The sequence below is a fragment of the Leptolyngbya sp. NK1-12 genome, from assembly GCF_032598965.1.
In the GTDB taxonomy this organism is placed as follows: domain Bacteria; phylum Cyanobacteriota; class Cyanobacteriia; order Elainellales; family Elainellaceae; genus Elainella.
Genome location: NZ_CP053586.1, coordinates 1,496,114 through 1,512,230 on the forward strand (window position 1 = coordinate 1,496,114; position 16,117 = coordinate 1,512,230).

Genomic DNA, 16,117 nt, shown 5'->3' on the forward strand with positions numbered 1-16,117 from the left:
CCATCTTTCTCATCTTTTCTCCTCTCCCTCATTCCCCATTCCCCTCACCTCTATGAATGAATTTCTCCTAATCACCGGCATGGTCATTGTCACCTTTTTGATTCGCTATCCGGTTTTGGCCATGAGCGGACGGCTTCAGCTAGCACCTTGGTTTTTGCAGCTTTTGCGCTTTGTGCCACCCACAGTTCTAACGGCCATTGTAGTTCCTGCTGTCTTGATGCCAAACGATCAGCTGTGGCTTGATTTCACGAACGCTCGCTTGATCGGAGCCATAGCGGCTGTGGGAATTGGAGTGTGGCGCAAGAATTTGCTGCTGACCATCGTGGTTGGCATGCTGGTGTTTTTCATCTGGCAATGGTTGCTTTGATCCACTATCTCCATTTTCCGCACCTGCCAATATCACCCTCGTGGGTACTGGGCATCTTTTCAAGCAAGTGCCTAAATGGGTTTGTGAGGTAGCACTGCTCGACTGGCGCTGAGACTGCTTTCAGTAACGATTCGGCAACTATCGAGTAGGGCAACTGAACAGACGGTATGCTGATACTGAGGGGTCAACCCTGAGGTATGGCGTACAGTTTTGGGCAGGATTGCTGGTGTGGAGTTTCGTTGCGCTCAATTCAAATTAGTTCAAGTTAATTCAAATCAATTCATTTAATCAACCTGAATCTCTTGTCACTGGGTTGGTCACTAGGTCGGTCACTTGATTGGTTCAACGCGGTATCAACTTCAATATCAGCAATCCTATCGCTTGATTTTCAACTGCTATTAAATCAAGAGGCAATTGGTAAGCAATGGTGAATAATCTGAATTCTATGACAGCTCAGCCTGAAATGACAGGGCGCTACCTGGTTTTATTTCGCGAAGGTGCAGTGAATGAAGGCATGCAAACGCTGACTGAAGCGACTGGTCTTGGGATGGCTAGCGACGAGGCGGCAAATCCCCCGATTGTGTTGAGTACGCTGGGAGTGGCTGTGGTGGATGTTGCACCTGAGCAACTCCAGTCGGTGCGGGCTTCGGCAGAGGCCGACAGCGCCATTTTGGCGATTGAACCCGAACAGGTGGTCTATGCTCTAGAAGAACCAGACTTTATGCCACCCAAGCTAACGCAATCGGGTCAAAACCTGGATATTGCGGTGGATTACCTCAGAGGTTATCGGGATGCAGTGAATCACCTGATTGGCAGTTTGCTCCCGGCTGAGCAGAGCCAGTTGACGCAGGCTGTAGATGAATCAGAATCAACCTGGGGGCTGCAAGCCACGAGAGTTGTAAACTCCTGTTCTAGCGGCATGGGAATTAAAGTAGCAGTTCTCGATACGGGCTTTGACTTAAATCATCCTGACTTTGTAGGTCGGGTCGTGGTTAGCAAGTCGTTTATTCCGGGTGAGGCCGTGCAGGATGGCAATGGTCATGGAACTCACTGTATCGGTACAGCCTGTGGCTCGCGTGCACCCGGTCGCTTACCCCGCTATGGGGCCGCCTATGAGGCAGAAATTTATGCTGGAAAAGTCCTGAGCGATCGGGGCAGTGGAACCGACAGCGGCATTTTGGAAGGCATTGAATGGGCAATTTCTAACGGCTGTGAGATTATTTCTATGTCGTTGGGGGCACCCACTCAAATTGGCACGCGCTATTCACCCATCTACGAGGCAGTGGCGCAACGAGCGCTCCAGCGTGGAACGTTGATCATAGCCGCAGCAGGCAATGAAAGCCGTCGAGATTTGGGGATTTTCAATCCAGTGGCGCGTCCGGCCAACAGTCCCTCAATTCTGGCTGTGGGCGCTTTGGATTCAGATTTGCAAATGGCTCGCTTCTCGAATCGGGGTCTTAATCCTGACGGAGGGCAGGTGGATATTGCTGGTCCTGGGGTAGCGGTTTATTCAAGCTGGCCGATGCCAACTCAGTATCGCACCATCAGCGGTACAAGTATGGCAACACCCCATGTGGCTGGAATTGCAGCTCTTCATGCTGAACGGTCTGGCTTGCGAGGTCAAGATTTATGGAATCTGCTGATGAAAACGGCCCGTCGGCTACCGCTAGCTTCAGAAGATGTGGGAGTTGGCTTGGTTCAAGCTCCATAGATTCTGTAGATTCTGTAGATGACTTATAGAATCTGAAGTCGATAGTTTGTTGCGGCTACCGATTACGTGATTTCAATTCAGTTGAACATTAAATAAATAACAGCTTAGATCTCATACTTTTGGGTATGGGATCTGCTGTGTTTAGAAGGCAAAATACAATATGTAAGTAGGCTGGTGAATACTATGTCTGATCTAGAAGTAACGGTTTTAGTGGATGACCAGCATCGGGGTCAAATCTCAGAAGTAGTTGAGGCACTGCAAGCAGCAGGAATGAGAGTGGCACAGTGTATGCAGCAAATTGGTGTGGTCGCGGGAACTATTGAGTCTACACAAATGGATCGTCTTTGTCAGATTGAAGGGGTGGCAGCCGTGGAACCATCCCAATCGTATCAACTTGAACCACCGGATTCTGAGGTGCAGTAGATCAACGGCGGTTGAAACCATGACTAAACAGGTGACTAAATCAACCTATCGATTAGGTGCATAATGGACTGTCAAAAGCTGACCTACTGCCGGAGATTGGATTTCTTGGCGCTTGCCGTCGGGCCAGGTGATTTGAATGGCTTCAGCGGCTGGCTGTTGTCCTAAACCAAAATACAGGCGGTAATGGCCCTGCGAGTAATGCGAACCCTCAGCTTGCCCTACAGCCTGAAGCTGTTTGTGGTTAGCCGTGATTACTGTAACCTTGGCACCAATGGCTTGACGATTGCCTTTTGGCCCTACGAGCTTGAGCTGAAGCCAGTGATTGTCTGTTAACTGGTTACGGTAAAGGGTTGCTTGTCCATAACCATTTTGAGCGAGTTGAAACAACCCGTCTCGCGTACCGTTATTGTCGAGATCAGCCCAGGTGCACCAGGCAAGGTTGGTTGAAGGGCTGGTAAGCGCATCAGCTAAAAGGGATGGGGCTGCACTCAGCAACTGAGCCGCCTCAAATTGCTGGTTGGCTAACTGACGATAGAGGCCACTGGGAGCAACATGGAGGTCTTGGAGGCCATCATTGTCGTAATCGACCCAGTTAGCGGTAAGGGCGTTTGGGGGTAAGCCAGCAGCTGCGGGACTAATGACGGTGTAGCGTCCACCTGTGTTGATTAACAACAAACTGGACTGGGGTGATGCTGCATAGACATCAATATCACCATCTCGATCATAATCGGCAAGGGCTAGTTTTCCGATTTCAATTCCAGCAGCAGAAATACTTTGTCTCCGGCGAAACTGTTTGGCTTGTTTATTGTAAAGTTCCAGTTTGCCGTTGCGGGCAATCAGCAACTCCTGGTCGCCATCATTATCCGCATCTAACCACTCGAACTGGCTGGAATCACGAAAGTTGAGGTTTTGCTGAGCCGCGACGTTGGTAAACCGGCCATTAGGTTGCTGCTGAAACAGTTGATTGGGGCTCTTTAAACCCGCAATGTATAAGTCGAGCCGATTGTCCTGATTAAAATCTACCCAGGCAACTTTACGAGCACGGCACCCCTGTTTCTCGAATCCAAGCTGAGCAGCTCGGTTTCTGAATCGACCATTACCCAGGTTCGTGAAGAATTCGTCTTTGGGTTGGCTAGTGCTGGGGAATTTGAGAATTTGACCCCGTAGTCCTCCCCTAGCCATGAATACATCCATGCGATTGTCACCCTGATAGTCGGCCCAGGCCATGCTGTGGCGATCGCGTAGTTGTAATTTAAAGGTATGGCTCTTGGGATGAATTTGCTGCCCACCGACATATACTTGCTGTAAGGGCAATGGTTTATTCAATTTGAAAGCATAACTTATTTCAGAGAATCTCGTGTTTAATATTAAATGCCCATTTGGACGAATTTTGAACCGAATTCGAGTTTGAAGCCCCTGTTGCCATGCAGAATGCCTGATCTGGGCACTGGCTTGGTGGCGGTTCAAGATTTCCACGTTAGATTTGCGGCTTCTAGGAGACGGGAGGACAATTTCACCCTGAATCAATCGACCACCTTGCTGCCGAAGATGTAATTGATTGTCCATACTCCGATAAATATGGAGACCTTTAAGATGGGCAGGTGGCGTGTAATTGAAATCTCCCAAGCCGGGAAACTGCCGGTCTTGGTCGAGATTCCACTGGGATAGGACATCGGTAAAACTGCCGAATGGGCTGCCTAGCAGCAAATTTTCAGTTGCGTTGTGATTGGTGGTAAAAACATCAAAAATATTGTCGTTATTAGCATCTACGACCCCTAGATCGTATAACCAGCCCTGTTTGAGGGGAAATGGAGACGCCTCAAATCCAGTTGTGTTACTGATTGCTCTATCTAAGTTAGGGGAGAGGTCGCCTTGGCTTAAGCAAGATTGACAGCCGCAGCATCCGTAGATGCGTTGACCTGTCTGTTTACGAGTATTAATGCGTTGCCTTTGAGGTCTGCCAGAACCTAGTTTTGATAAATTCAGAGACGTTTTACTAGAGATAGACGCTGGTCTACCTGAGATGTTTCTATTTTCGGCACGGTTTCGAGCAAAATGTTGTGGCAGGGTTGTTTCCAACAATTGCTTAGGATTTTTAGAGCCTAGATTGAAGTACCGATTAGTTTGTTGATGCGCAGGCCAATTATTAGCCTGTCCAGATTGTAGGTGGCTTAGCATATTTGTTAAGTTTGAGTGCATGAGAAAGTTGCGTGCCGTTCCAGATCAGAGGCAGGCAGTAGAGTAGTTTTCTGACTTGAATGGGTTAGTAAAATTAGCCAGGCAGAATCAGCAGAACAAGCCGGCTCCAAACTCCCTACAGATAGATTCCAGAACTTGAACTGTAATCAAACTCTAGATGCAATTGGTTCTACCGTAGAGATATAGTGTTTGCCAGAAGAGATAGGACATTGTTGTAGGCGCAAAGCACGTCCACAACCATATCTCTGTCCTAACTGTCATGGCGACGGCTATACATTTAGAACGACAGAAAAACTAAATTGCTAATCGCTTAGTAAATTGCTAAGTAAATACTAGGGAAATGCTGACTCCTGATCACTGGCTCTTGCTTGGGAGTACTGTTTTTGCAAGCAGCTTGATGCATTGATTCTTGATGGATTAATTCTTGATGCATTGATTCTTGATGCACCTGATTTGAAATGCGAAGCGCTTTCATGCAGGTGGTTAAAATCAATCTAGCCTCGTTTTAGTCAATTAGGAGTCAGATCGCAGTCATCATAAAGTCAGAACAGAATTATTAAATTGTCAGAATATAGTCAACTACAGCCTTTTCCAGGCTAATGAAGTACAAAAAATGGGGAACCCGCTCGTAACTCTTCAAAGTGGGCAGCATTGGGGGTTTGGGGGCAGCGAAGGCTTGGACATCCCTGCCGGCATGCTCCTGCCGGCATTCTCTAACTCTGCCGAAGTAATACACCAGAGGATGCGGATAAAATTGCTTATCCGGAACTATATTGTAAATATTAGACAAATAAATTGTGAATGTTTCGTGAACACAGTTATGTGGGTAATTTAATTTGTCAAATCAGCGGCCTCAGTATGGCGACAAAATTCAAACGTAGACTCGAGACAGGCTAGTCATCTGTTCTGAGCAGGTTCTAAGCGACTGATTCAGCGATTCGTGACCCCTATCTCTGACTCCTACCCAGCAGATATTCACAATTCATTGAAGACTGCTATATAGTGGCTGATAAATAGTGGCTGATAATCAATAGCACCCACCAACTGATTTTGGTATCTTATGCAGCGCCCCATTCGAATTAATGTAATTAACGGCAACACGTTTGAGCCAATGACCCAGGGGATTGATGAATCTGCGCAGGCGGCTTGTTTTCCTGGGACTGAGGTGGTGACGACGCAGCCCAAGGCTGGTCCTCAATCGTTGGAATGCTATTACGATGAGTATTTAGCAATTCCGGGCATTCTGGAACAAATTATCCTGGCTAACCGTGATTTTGATGCCTTTGTGATTGCCTGCTGGGGAGATCCAGGGCTGGAAGCGGCTCGCGAAATCACGACCAAGCCAGTGATTGGGATTGCGGAAGCCAGTATGTATGTAGCGAATATGCTGGCGGCCCGCTGGGGGGTAGTAACGACGCAGCATCGCACGCTGGATATTATTGAGAAGACGATTTATAAGGCTGGCTTTGCCCATCGCTGTGTTTCGATCCGCACAACTGGATTGGCAGTCATCGAAACAGAGACGGCCCGCCAAGCAACGATTGACGCGCTAGAGCAGGTTGGACGACTGGCAATCACTGAAGATAAGGCGGAAGCCCTCTGTCTAGGCTGTGCAGGGATGAGTCGATTAGATGTGGAATTGGAACAGCGTTTGGAAGTTCCGGTGATTGATGCAGTAGCAGCGGCGGTGAAGCTGGCAGAAGCCTTGGTTGGGCTGAAGAAGCAAACGAGTAAAGCGCTGACCTATCAATTTCCGGGGATCAAACCGATCAAGGGTTTTCCTGAGCATATGCAACCGCCGTTTTGCTAAGCAGCGCTGCATAGTTTTGATAGATTCCTGCTTTCTGTTGGTGCGATCCTTGCTTTGCTGACAGCAATGTCTAGAGCATGAGCCATTGCATCATCAGCGTTCTTACCAGCCAAGCCATGAAGTGCATAAATAGGCTGAGCTGCACCTAAATAAGTCATAGAGCTGATAGATCCCCGTCAGCTCTGGCTCCCTCTTTTTGGAGGAATCAACCATGCGGCCTTCTATTGAAATTACCCCCCCAGCTAGAGTGCATCAGCAGACGGCTCCACATCTGTTTCTTTTGCTGAGTTTGAGCAAATCCGAAGTCGAGATGTTGCGATGGCACCGGCAGAACAGGTACTGCGTAGAACAGCTCGAATGTGTAGTTTCTCGCTCCGATCTGAGGGAATTAATTCAATGGGCGTTGCAGGAGAGTTATGCTCCAACCCTAACTACGGAAGAAAAATTACAGCTTTTGGATCTGGCCTGGAACGTACAGCAGTTGCTATGGGCAGATGATACGGTCAACGAACAGCAAATGACTTGCATTTATCCTGAGCTGCACAAATGAAATTTGCCTGATGGTAATACATCGCATCGCTGTTTCAACATCTCCGTTGCAGAATTAGCTGGAATAGCCGGAGAAAATAGATATCCCTGGACATATTCACAGCCCAATTGCTGGAGGCGAGCCAGTTGGGATTGATGTTCTACTCCTTCAGCGATCACCTTCATGTTCAAACTATGGGCTAGCACTACAATCGATTCAGTAATTTTGAGGCTTTCATCGTTATCGCAGAGGTCTTTGACAAAGGAGCGGTCCACCTTAAGGTGATTCACCGGAAAGCGGTGCAAATAGCTCAGTGAAGAATAGCCGGTACCAAAATCATCGAGGCTGAGTTTGATACCAGTAGCACTGAGCTGCTTTAACCGATCGCCAGCCACTTCGGTATTTGTGATCAGGGAGCTTTCGGTAACTTCTAGCTTCAGGTGATGAGGTTCTAGCCCTGTTTCTGCCAGAATCTGGGTAATGCGGTCAGTAATATCGGGCTGAAGCAACTCGCGTCCGGATAGGTTGACGCTCATGTATCGCAAGCCGCTATTGGGAAACTCTGCTTTCCAGCGCTGCATTTGGTGACAGGCTTCCCAGAGAATCCAGCGGCCCAGCGGAATAATCAGCCCGGTTTCTTCAGCAATTGGGATAAATTCGGCAGGCGCGATCATGCCTCTGGTGGGGTGGTGCCAGCGCAGCAGTGCCTCAAAGCCAATAATTTCGTGGGTAGCGGTGGCTAGAATCGGCTGATAGTAAAGCTGTAGCTCTTGTCGTTCGATGGCCAGCCGCAGATCGGTCTCCAGATGCAGCCGTTGCACCACCTGTGCATGCATCACGGTGTCAAATACCGAGTAGCGCGACTTGCCTTCAGCTTTAGCTCGATACATCGCGATATCGGCATTGCGAAGAAAATCTACGGCTGTTTGATCAGAAAAATCAAACTGCTCGGAACCGCTCTTGTTTAACACGATGCCAATACTGGTATTGAGGAAAACCTCGTAGTCTTCCAGCTTAAAGGTTTGGCTCATGGCCGTCAGAATCCGGTCGGCTACCTGAATCGCGTCGGCTAAATCCTGGATATTTTTGAGCAAAATGGTAAATTCATCGCCGCCGAACCGGGCCAGTACAGCTTGATTGTGCTCCGCACGGCTCACAGAGCCAGCGGTCAAACAATTGCGCAACCGCTGGGCTACCGCCTTCAATAAATGGTCGCCCTGCTCATGGCCCAAACTGTCGTTGATCAGCTTGAATGAGTCCAAATCCAGTAAAAACACCGCAAATCGGCAGCCTGGGTCATGCTTGGCCTGGGTAATGGCCGTTTCTAGCGCCGACATGAAGGCCACCCGATTCGGTAATCCGGTCAGGGCATCGTGATAAGCACCGTAGCGCAGTTTTTCTTCTGCCTGTTTTCGCTCGCTAATGTCTTGAAAGGCAACGATGGCATAGATGACTTCGTTTTGACTATCGCGGATTGGCGTACCAGATACCTCCAGCGGAATTCGCTGCGCGTCTCGTTCAATTTCAATATTGTCAACGCTGGAGTTTTCACCTTGTAAGGCCCGTATGCCCGGCAGCTGCTCTAGCGGATAGGACTGCTGGGAGCCAGCAATGTAGGTGGAGTAGGGCAAGTCTGGGGAGGTTCCCGGCAGCAGGTCGTTGCCCAACAGGTCGCGTGCCCGTTGGTTTGTGTAGTAGGTTTGCCCCCGGCGGTCATGTACTCCTACCGCCACCGGAATCGCTTCCAGGAATTGCCGCAGCCGTCGTTCACTTTGCAGTAGAGCTGCATGCTGTTCCAGCAATTGTTTGTCTTGAGTGTAGCGGCGTAGAGCCTCACGTACCGTCAGGCGCAGGTCAGTTTCGTCCCAGGGTTTGCAGACATAGCGGTACAGGCTAGCCGAATTAATCACATTGACTACAGCTTCGAGGTGGGTTTGGCCGGTTAGCAAAATTTTCAGCGTTTTGGGATATTGGGCGTGCAGTCGAATCAGCAGCTCATCGCCCGCCATGCCTGGCATGATTTGATCGCAGAGAATCAGCGGAATTTCAATTGCGGCAGCAGTCAGTTCACTAAACAGCTCCAGCGCTTCTTCACCACTTTCAGCTAGCTCGATTTCGTAGTCGTCTCCAATCAAACGAGTGAGTTGGTCACGCAAGCTGAGCAAGACCAGTCGCTCATCATCTACGCAAACGATTGTGCCTTTACTCATCGACTTGCTCCAAACCCGATCGGATGATACCAATTAGTGTGGCTTCATCCCACGGTTTGGGAATGTAGGCGTGAAGGTTGGCAAATTGACGGGCATTTTCGATTGCTGCTTCATCGACCTGTCCTGACAGCAAAACCGTGACAATTTTAGGAAACCGCTGGTGTACTTTGATCAAGAATTCATCTCCACGCATACCGGGCATGAGCCAGTCAGAAACAATAATCAAAATTCTAATTTGCTCTAGGCTCAACTCTTCAATGACTTCCCAAGCTTCATCAACTGTTTCGGCAAATTCATACCGATATCGATCACCAAAATGTTTCAGAATTTGATCCCGCAAACTTAACAGAACAATTCGCTCATCATCTACACATAAAATAGCTTGGTCGGACATTTCACTCAGCCTGCCACATCGGTAACCACACGCTAAAGGTAGTATGCCCAGGTTCACTTTCTAACTCAACGTTGCCGTGATGCTTAGCAACAATGCGCCGCACAATATCTAGCCCCAAACCGCTGCCTTCACCAACAGGTTTAGTGGTGAAAAACGGTTCGAAGATGCGATCGCGAATTTCAGGAGGAATGCCGCTACCCGAATCGGTAATCTGCACCACTACATGCTGGTTTTGTTCAGTTACGGTGATAGTGAGCCTGCCTTGATAGTCCATTGCTTGTAGCGCGTTATGAATTAGGTTCGACCATACCTGGGTCAGCTCTTCGGGATAGCAGAGAATTTTGGGAACGGTGGCATAGTGTTTCCGCACTTCCACACCTCGTTTGAGCTGATTGTGATATAGCGTCAATACCGTATCAATGCCATCGATGACTAGCGCTTCCACCATTTGGCCGGATGCATCGTAGCGAGCATAGTTCTTCAAAGCAAACACGATTTTGGCCGCTCGCTCCACAGCCAGCATAATATTTTGGCTATTGTTTTGCACCACCGAAAGCTGATAGGCCGTTTCCAAGACAAAGCGGTGATTTGATAATTGCAGCAGCGGTAGCAAAGGCTCAGCTTCTAACGCTTCGGGAGCAAGGTTCATTTTGCTGAGCAAATCGGCTAGTTTATCAGCTTCGGGAATGGCACGAGCAGCCAGAACCTGCTTGAGGGCACGACGCAACTGGCGTTCTTCCCGAAATGACAGCGGCTCTCGCGGGGGCTGAGCCATTTGCAAAAGCTGGAAGAAATCGGCCAAACGCTCCGGGGGAAGGACTTGAAACAGGTGGGGCAACTGCTGCATCGCCTGGTCTAGTGCCCCAGAAATGTTGCTAATCGATGCCTGGATTGCGCCAAGGGGGGTATTGATTTCGTGGGCAATACCAGCCACGAGCTGTCCGAGGGCGGCCATTTTTTCCGACTGCACCAACTCGTCTTGAGTGGCCTGCAACTGTTGCAGCGTTTGGGTTAGCTCTTCATTTTTGGTGCGCAGGGCGGCCTCGGCTTGCTTTTGTTCACTGATATCCCGCGCCACCCAAATCACAGTTTCGCTGGAAATTGGCGAAATGTTCGCAGCAAACCAGGCTTCCTGCTCAGCGATGGGAAGGCTATATTCCACTTGGTGGGGTCGCTGCTCATCCAGTACGGTTTGCACATGGCGCGTTACTTGATCTGCAAAGTCAGCGGCAAATACCTCGTGAACCGTTTTGCCGAGCAGTGCCTCCCTAGACGGATAAACCGACTCTGGGTAGGGAGCAGTAATTTTGAGGTAGCGCCCCTGACGATCTAGGACAAAAATCAGTTCGGTCATGGCTTCAAACAGGCCACGCAGTTCGGCTTCCGCCGCAGCCAATGAGGCAGTACGCTCTTGAACCCGCTGCTCCAAGTCGCGATTGGTAGATTCGAGGGCGGCAAAGGAAGCACGCAGTTGGCCAGCCATTTGGTTAAACGAGGTCGAGAGTTCCCGTAACTCTTCGGTATGCCTCACCTCAATGGTTTGATCGAGATCGCCTGCGGCGATGGCTTTGGCGGCCTGATTCAGTCGCAGAATTGGACCCGTGACCCAGCGGGCGGTAAACATACCAATGGCTACCGACAGGACAAAGGCAACCCCCCAGAGGGCAATCGTCAGGCGGGTATTTTGCTCGATCTGCGTCATAAAATCCCCTTCCGGCACGGCGATCACCACCAGCCAATCCAATCCAAGCGCATCGCGCCACGGCGTCACCTGAATAAACTGCCGCTCTTGATTAACCTGAAACTCTAGCTGCTGGGATTGGTGAATTGCCGCAAACTGTCCAAACTTTTGGTGTAAATGCTGGGCAACCCCCTGAATTAGCGGATCCGAACTGTCTAAGGCACTGAGGCGTTTAGCTTCGCCATCTGCCACTTGATAGGCGGGTTGCTTGCTGCTGGTTGCCACGAGGGAACCATCCCGCTCGATCACAAAAATCCGAGCCGACGGACTAACTCGTAGGGTGCGCAAAAATTCGCTGATGCCCGATAGCAGCAAATCAACGCCAATCACGCCGATCAGAACCTGGTTACGGCCATAGACCGGGTAGCTAGAGGAAATTGACAGCACTTCTGGCTTATCGTTCCATTGGTAAATTTGGCTCCAAACCGGACGCCCAGCCGATGCCGCAGCCGCATACCACCCTTCTGATTGAACTGGGTCTGGCGCATCTATCACCTTGCCCCCAACCCGATTGCCTTCACGATCCGTCTGGTAAATCGTCATCGTGTTTAGAGACGGCTTGCGGGTCTCGTTGATCAGAAACTGGTTGTTCTCTAGACGCTCAACGCCAATAAACTCACCGGCTTGATTGGCATAGTTGATATACCCCACATCGAATATCTGCATCTGCTTCCAGAACAACTGCCCAAGCTGCTCAAAATTGTCTAGCTCCAATACACCCAATTCAATTGCATCGAGGTTAGTTTGATTAATTTCGGTTGGTGTGGCCAAAAATTGATCGAGGTGCTGCTCAACCCGATTGCCCACCTGCCCCAACAGCTGATTGGCCAGATCATTCACCGCCTGCTGGCCATTGCGGAACGACAAGTAGCCCACTAAACCTACCGTGCCAGCAATTTGCAGTACAAACGGCACGACTAGTACCGTTCGCAGGTCAGATTTGGCTAAAAACTGCTGAAACGGTTTAGCAAAGCGGCTAAATTGCTGTAAGCGCATATAAAAACTGATGTTAATCACCGAAATTGTTTCCTCCGAGCCTATCTCAGACCTCAGGCAGGGAAATCGGCGTTTTCATCAGTTTCACGGTTGATTGAGGAGGGCTTAATCGAGCCAACTGTGGAATTTACTGAACCGAGTCGCCAGTCGCATTATTACTATCAGCGTCTGGAGAGGCCAGCAGGCGAGTCGCTTCAGCATGCATCAGAGCAATGTCAGGATCGCGCTGAATGGCTCGATAGTAGCGTTTTTCTAGAGATGAGCCGGTTTCGCAGGGTTGGAGCATAGTGCGGGCCTTTGCCAATAGCGCCTCCACTTGGCCCAGAGTGATTGGCTCCTTGGCACTCAAGGCATCATCAATTTCGACAATGAACTGCGACATCGGGCGCAACCAGCTAAACCAATCATGCTCAATCACCAGCCGAAAAAATTCTCCGCTGGATGGAATACGGCCATAGAATTGCTCGTAAACTGCCCGCTCCGAATGCAGCAACGCCTTGTGCAGACGCAACAGAACGCCTCGGAACTCCCGCAGCCGCTGAAAGGAAGAATCTAGTGATGAATTTGCTGAAGCCATCAATTCGTACTAAACACAGTGAATCATCTTTTTGATCTTGTCATAATCTCGCCGATCCAGGCGGGTGAGTTGCCCCAGTGGGGGTTGTCAATGGCAGTGGTCCTTCTGAATATATCGCTGTAATATCAGCCCAGTAATATCAGCCCAGTAATATCAGCCCAGTAATATCAGCCCAATTGACCTACTAAGCTGTCAGCTCGGTCGCGTACCCACGCCAACAGGTTTTGCTTGTGTAGCGTTATAAGAAATCGAAAAATTTATGCATTTGCTACATTCTATTGACTCAAACTCTTCTACCTTTACAAAATAGGCAATGGTTCAATTGTTTCAATGCAGTTGTCATGAAGAAAGTAACAAAAACAGGTGATAGTATTTCTCAGCAAAAAACCGGCATCCACCTCAGGGAAGAATATCCAATTCAACACTCAGGGAAAAGACGAGCAAGCAGCGGAGTGACTGCAGCACTGTTGATTGGCTTTTTCTTGCTGATTCCAATCCGGGCGTTGGCACAACAGCCAGAAGCAAATTCATCAGGTGGATTCTTAGATTCACTGAATAACGGCTTCGCCCAAATTGTAACAGTGCTGTCCGGCATTTTCTTCTTTCCAATTGGCGGCGAAAATGGCTTTCCGTTAATTGTGCTGTGGCTGATTGCAGCTGGAATCTATTTCACATTTCGGATGGGATTCATTAATTTCCGAGCCTTCAAACATGCGATTGATGTGGTGCGAGGAAAATACGATGACCCCCATGATGCGGGTGAAGTTTCCCACTTTCAAGCCCTATCGGCAGCCCTGTCGGGAACGGTCGGTCTAGGTAACATTGCCGGGGTGGCGGTCGCGATTCAGCTCGGCGGTCCGGGGGCAATGTTTTGGCTGACCCTGTCGGGCTTATTTGGTATGACGACCAAGTTTGTGGAATGCACGCTGGGCGTGAAATACCGTCGCGTCCTAGAAGATGGCACCGTGCTGGGCGGTCCAGCCTATTATTTGACCAGAGGTCTATTGAATAAGGGGTTGGGTTCGATGGGACGGGGATTGGCCGTGCTGTTTGCCCTAGTGACGATTCCGGCCAGCTTGGGGGCACCCAACATGTTCCAGTCAAACCAAGCTTACGCAGCAATAACCAACCTGATTCCAGGTCTACCCAACTGGCTGTTTGGCATTGGGCTAGCGATCCTGTCGGGCATCGTGATTTTGGGTGGGATTCGCCGAATTGGAGCCGTGGCCGAAAAGCTGGTACCCGCAATGGCGCTGATCTATGCGGCGGCCTGTCTGTGGATTATTTTGGCCAATCTATCCGAAGTACCTGGAGCCATTGGCACGGTAATCCGAGAAGCGTTTGCGCCGACAGCCGTAGCAGGTGGGATTGTTGGCACAATGGTGCAAGGAATCCGCCGAGCTACATTCTCCAATGAGGCCGGAGCCGGCTCGGCAGCAACTGCCCATGCCGCTGCTCGAACCGATGAACCCGTGCGAGAAGGTATTGTGGCCTTGCTGGAGCCATTCATTGACACGATTTGCATCTGTAACCTGACGGCGATTGTGATTGTCCTGACGGGCGTGTATCAGAACACCAATTCGGAACTGGGTGGCGTAGCTCTGACCACTCAAGCCTTTGGCTCGGTGATTGGCTGGTTCCCCGTGGTTTTGAGTATTGCCGTCTTTTTGTTTGCCTTCTCGACGATTTTGTCTTGGAGCTATTATGGTGTACAGGCTTGGACCTATCTGTTTGGTCCGCGTCGCCTGATTCTGTTTAAGTTGATCTATCTCTTCTTTACGTTCTTAGGACCAATCGCTAGCCTATCAACCGTAATTGATTTCAGCGATATGATGTTCTTCTCGATGGCAATTCCCAACCTGATTGGCTGCTATATTCTCTCTAACGAAGTCGCTGCTGACCTGAAGGACTACTGGCATCGGTTGACCTCTGGCCAAATGCCGACCTATGCGGAACAACAGGCGGTTGAGATTGGCGCGAATCGATAGGGCAACATTGACAGGGCAACAAGGACTACTGCAAGGGTTTCGATGGCTGAGCCGCATGATTGCCCATCTGTGCTAGCTTGGCATGACGTTCCCAAGGTGGGGTGGACTGATACTCGCCATAGAACTGACTGAAGCGCCAGAAGGTTCTAACTGCCTGAATCAGCCGTTTACCTAAGGACCGAACTGGCCAAGTTGAACCGTGAGTTTCTACAGCATGTTCTACGTGATCTAAAGGAAGACGTGTCATAGTAACCTCGTAAGGGTGGGATAATTGATGGCCTGCTACTTCCCAATCTAAGAAGTTTCCCAGGGGTGATCAAAGCATGGCGTTCATAGAATGTATGAGCAAAATTGCTAAGAGCATCCCTTGGGTCATACCGCTTGGAAGCATGGGGTTTTGAATAGTTTCGCTTGGCTCTACTTCTAGAGTGCGCTGAAGCAGCGAATTCGAGTAGATGCAGTTGGCCATAATTTGATTCAGTACAGATTCCCTTGCAGCCTTTGCAATACCAAATACGCTTTATTCTGGAGGCAAGCAATGAGCTGGTTAAAAAAAAATAAAGTAATGGTCCCGATTGATTTCTCAGAGCAGTCGTTTGCAGCGTTGGCTGTGGCGCGTGAGATGGTTGAGGCAGCCAACCAATTACATGTTTTCCATGTTTTACCGATGCTGCATCCTACTGATCCAGCCGTGGTCTGGAATACAGTAACAGACGAAAGCCGGGAACAAAAGGTAGAAGCAGCTCTGCAAGAAAAGCTGACTAGTGCCGGATACGCTAGTGCCCAAATTAACGTGGTAATTGGCAACCCAGATCGGGAAATTATCAACTACGCCAAGGCCAACGATATCGATTTAATTGTAATGCCAGCTCATGAAGAGCGAGGGTTGAGCTTTCTGTTTGGCTCTATCACTGAATATATTGTGCGCCATGCGTCTTGCTCGGTGCTGGTCGTGCGTTAGTTTTGACTAGGGCTATTGGTTTGATGTTGGTGATGCTTGGTGGCATCAGGTCCAGGTGTCAGCAATTACGGCACCCCAGCCAGAGGTTGAGTATCCTCGCATCACCGAACGCATCGGGGCTAGCCCGCCTCAGTATATAGATTGAGGAATTCTGGGCGCTTTTGAGAGGCAGAGCGCTTAATTGGACGGGCGCTGGCTGGCAATCCTCCCG

General features: G+C 49.6%; 13 protein-coding genes and 1 pseudogene. 8 read left to right on the forward strand and 6 right to left on the reverse strand.

The window, feature by feature from the left end; all coding sequences use genetic code 11:
• Positions 1–52 precede the first annotated feature (52 nt).
• The 3 genes from HJG54_RS05960 to HJG54_RS05970 all read left to right on the forward strand — a co-directional run bounded on the left by HJG54_RS05960 (position 53) and on the right by HJG54_RS05970 (position 2,501).
• On the forward strand, positions 53–367 hold the full coding sequence (locus HJG54_RS05960; RefSeq protein WP_316433901.1) for an AzlD domain-containing protein: 315 nt from the start codon (positions 53–55) through the stop codon (positions 365–367).
• A gap of 445 nt (positions 368–812) precedes the next feature.
• A complete protein-coding gene (locus tag HJG54_RS05965; RefSeq protein ID WP_316433902.1) occupies positions 813–2,078 on the forward strand; it encodes a S8 family peptidase in 1,266 nt (421 codons plus the stop codon).
• Positions 2,079–2,261: 183 nt separating this feature from the next.
• Positions 2,262–2,501 carry a ketohydroxyglutarate aldolase gene (locus HJG54_RS05970; RefSeq protein WP_316433904.1) on the forward strand — a complete coding sequence of 80 codons (240 nt, stop codon included), beginning with the start codon at positions 2,262–2,264 and terminating at the stop codon, positions 2,499–2,501.
• Between the two features lie 45 nt (positions 2,502–2,546).
• Here the strand turns inward: HJG54_RS05970 and HJG54_RS05975 are convergent, their stop codons facing one another.
• Positions 2,547–4,580, reverse strand: a complete 2,034-nt coding sequence (locus tag HJG54_RS05975) for a CRTAC1 family protein (protein ID WP_316433905.1) — start codon at positions 4,578–4,580, stop codon at positions 2,547–2,549.
• Positions 4,581–5,760: 1,180 nt separating this feature from the next.
• Here HJG54_RS05975 and HJG54_RS05980 point away from each other — a divergent pair.
• Together HJG54_RS05980 and HJG54_RS05985 are read left to right on the forward strand one after the other, a co-directional pair.
• Positions 5,761–6,510, forward strand: a complete 750-nt coding sequence (locus HJG54_RS05980) for an aspartate/glutamate racemase family protein (RefSeq protein WP_316433906.1) — start codon at positions 5,761–5,763, stop codon at positions 6,508–6,510.
• 211 nt (positions 6,511–6,721) lie between these two features.
• Positions 6,722–7,060, forward strand: coding sequence for a hypothetical protein (locus HJG54_RS05985; protein ID WP_316433907.1), 339 nt, complete (start codon positions 6,722–6,724; stop codon positions 7,058–7,060).
• On the opposite strand, the gene HJG54_RS05990 is transcribed toward HJG54_RS05985, so the two are convergent.
• From HJG54_RS05990 to HJG54_RS06005, 4 genes are all read right to left on the reverse strand, one after another.
• A complete protein-coding gene (locus tag HJG54_RS05990) occupies positions 7,039–9,249 on the reverse strand; it encodes an EAL domain-containing protein (protein WP_316433908.1) in 2,211 nt (736 codons plus the stop codon). The genes HJG54_RS05985 and HJG54_RS05990 overlap by 22 nt on opposite strands.
• Positions 9,242–9,643, reverse strand: a complete 402-nt coding sequence (locus HJG54_RS05995; protein WP_316433909.1) for a response regulator — start codon at positions 9,641–9,643, stop codon at positions 9,242–9,244. The genes HJG54_RS05990 and HJG54_RS05995 overlap by 8 nt, the downstream gene beginning before the upstream one ends.
• A gap of 1 nt (position 9,644) precedes the next feature.
• A complete protein-coding gene (locus HJG54_RS06000) occupies positions 9,645–12,401 on the reverse strand; it encodes an ATP-binding protein (protein ID WP_316433910.1) in 2,757 nt (918 codons plus the stop codon).
• 106 nt (positions 12,402–12,507) lie between these two features.
• On the reverse strand, positions 12,508–12,957 hold the full coding sequence (locus tag HJG54_RS06005) for a hypothetical protein (protein ID WP_316433912.1): 450 nt from the start codon (positions 12,955–12,957) through the stop codon (positions 12,508–12,510).
• Between the two features lie 452 nt (positions 12,958–13,409).
• Here HJG54_RS06005 and HJG54_RS06010 point away from each other — a divergent pair, with 452 nt between their 5' ends.
• Positions 13,410–14,945, forward strand: a complete 1,536-nt coding sequence (locus HJG54_RS06010; RefSeq protein WP_316433914.1) for an alanine/glycine:cation symporter family protein — start codon at positions 13,410–13,412, stop codon at positions 14,943–14,945.
• 25 nt (positions 14,946–14,970) lie between these two features.
• Here HJG54_RS06010 and HJG54_RS06015 read toward each other — a convergent pair whose 3' ends face one another.
• Positions 14,971–15,192 carry a hypothetical protein gene (locus HJG54_RS06015; RefSeq protein WP_316433915.1) on the reverse strand — a complete coding sequence of 74 codons (222 nt, stop codon included), beginning with the start codon at positions 15,190–15,192 and terminating at the stop codon, positions 14,971–14,973.
• A gap of 291 nt (positions 15,193–15,483) precedes the next feature.
• Between HJG54_RS06015 and HJG54_RS06020 the strand changes: the two genes are divergently transcribed.
• Together HJG54_RS06020 and HJG54_RS35385 are read left to right on the forward strand one after the other, a co-directional pair.
• Positions 15,484–15,906, forward strand: a complete 423-nt coding sequence (locus HJG54_RS06020) for a universal stress protein (RefSeq protein WP_316433916.1) — start codon at positions 15,484–15,486, stop codon at positions 15,904–15,906.
• Between the two features lie 25 nt (positions 15,907–15,931).
• Positions 15,932–16,051 (forward strand): annotated as a pseudogene (locus HJG54_RS35385) (plasmid pRiA4b ORF-3 family protein); the annotation flags it as partial.
• Between the last annotated feature and the right edge of the window lie 66 nt (positions 16,052–16,117).